Raw genomic sequence first — 2,040 nt, 5'->3', positions numbered from 1 at the left:
GCGCAGGTAATGCGCCAGCCGGTTGGCCTGCTCGTTCAGCTCGCGATAGCTCAGGCGCTGTCCGCCATGCAGCACCGCCAGCGCATCCGGCGTGCGCTGCACCTGTTCCTCGAACAGCCCATGAATGGTTTGCTCCAGCGGGTATTCAGCAGCGGTGGCGTTGAACGCAACCAGCAGTTGCTCACGCTCCGCTACCGGTAGAATCGGCAGGCGATACAACGCGGCCTGGGGCGTCTGTTCCAGCGCCTCCACGAGTTTTTCCAGGACCGCATGCATGTAGCCGCAGACCCGCTGCGCGCCAACCTGCGCTGCTGCCAGTACCGTCAAGCGCAAACCGCTGCCCAGGTCGTCGACGTTCAATGTCAGCGGATAGTTGGTGCGTTCTGAGCCATCCAGGGCATGGATACCTTGCCAAGCATCTGTCGCCTGGGCCGAAGCCACACCCACGGCGCTGTGTCGGTAGTTGAGCAAGGCGCTGAACAGCGGCAACGGCGCCGCCACGCCGCTGCAGCGCTGGGCCAGTGCCAGGGAGGCATGTTCGTGGCCCAACAGCGAAGTCAACCGGGCATGAGTGGCCTTGACGCCCGCACGCACGCCCTGGTGCCCTACCTGAATCCGCAACGGCAAGGTGTTGATGAACATCCCCAGGGCACGATCGGTGTCGGCACCGCCCTGCATCCGCCCCATCAGCACAGTACCGAATACCACATCCTGCTTGCCGGACACCTTGCCCAGTACCTGGGCCCAGGCCAGGTGCGCCAGGCTGGCGACGCTTACCCCCAACTGACGGGCCTGGGCCCGCAGACGCAAGTCCAGGGAAGCCTCCACCGATTGCTGGGCTTCTTCGATGCCATGGCCATTGCCCTGCACATCCTGCAGGCCGAACGGCAATGTCGGTTCGTCGATATCGCCGAGCATCTCGCGGAAAAACACCTCATGTTCTTCACGACTCATGCCCAGGCGTGCCTGGGCCACATAATTGCGATAGGGCACCACGTCAGCCAGTTGCCCGACGTCGCCCATCAGATGCGCCTGCATCTCGTGCTGCACCACTTCAAGCGCCGTGTGGTCGAGCACCATGTGATGGAACAACAGTGTCGCGACCCATCGATGATTGGCGGCATCCTGTCCATAGGCCAGGCGCATCAGGGGGGCTTGGCTGACATCCAGGCGATGGTGTCGCGGGTCGAAGCGCTGCTGCAACTGTGCCACGGCATCACCGGCGGCCGGATCGAGGTCGACCTCTTCAACGTGCAGCTTCGCCTCGCGCCAGACCACTTGCACCGGCGACTCCAAGCCTTCCCAGACCACACTGGTACGCAGGATGTCGTGACGATCGATCACTACCTGCAACGCCTCGACGAACGCATCGAGCCGTTCGCGGTGATCGAAGGCAAACTGCGACTGCAATACATACAGATCGCCCTGTTCGGCCGAAAGATGATGAAAGAAGATGCCTTCCTGCAGCGGCGCCAGCGGATAGATATCCTGCACGTTGCCCGCGCCGCCCGGCACCGTGTCCACGATGCGGTCGATGGTTTGCTGATCCAGCTGGACCAGGGGCAGCATCGGCGGCGTGATCCGCGTGCAGCCCGGCAGGATGCCGTTGTCCGGTACCTGGATTTCGCTGCCGCTGCCCACCGCTGCCGCCAGCGCCATCAAGGTCGGCTGGCCGAACAGCACGCGCACGTCAGCGCTCAGACCGACCTGGCGCATCCGCCCGATCAGGCTGACGGCCAGCAACGAGTGGCCACCGAGTTCGAAGAAGTGATCGTGACGGCCGACGCGCTCGACCTTGAGCAGGTCCTGCCAGATCTGCGCCAGGGCGATTTCGACTTCGCCCCGGGGGGCTTCGTAGCCGCGGGTGATGACCGAATCCAGGTCTGGGGCCGGCAAGGCCTTGCGGTCGAGCTTGCCGTTGGGGGTCAACGGCATGGCGTCGAGACGCACATAGGCCACGGGCACCATGTATTCCGGCAATTGCCCTTGCAGGTAGCTGCGCAGGGTTTCGATATCCACCACGTCGGATTGAGTGAAATA

Annotated in this window: 1 protein-coding gene; it reads right to left on the bottom strand. The window is 63.6% G+C overall.

Annotation, left to right across the window (positions count from 1 at the left end; translation table 11 throughout):
* A partial coding sequence (locus BLP82_RS29975) for a condensation domain-containing protein (protein ID WP_139198029.1) occupies positions 1–2,040 on the bottom strand: 2,040 nt, incomplete at both ends.

This window comes from Pseudomonas sp. NFACC37-1 (genome assembly GCF_900101575.1).
In the GTDB taxonomy this organism is placed as follows: Bacteria; Pseudomonadota; Gammaproteobacteria; order Pseudomonadales; family Pseudomonadaceae; genus Aquipseudomonas; species Aquipseudomonas fluorescens_AA.
Note: the sequence above shows the minus strand (reverse complement) of the source record. Positions and strands in the feature narration are given on the sequence as shown.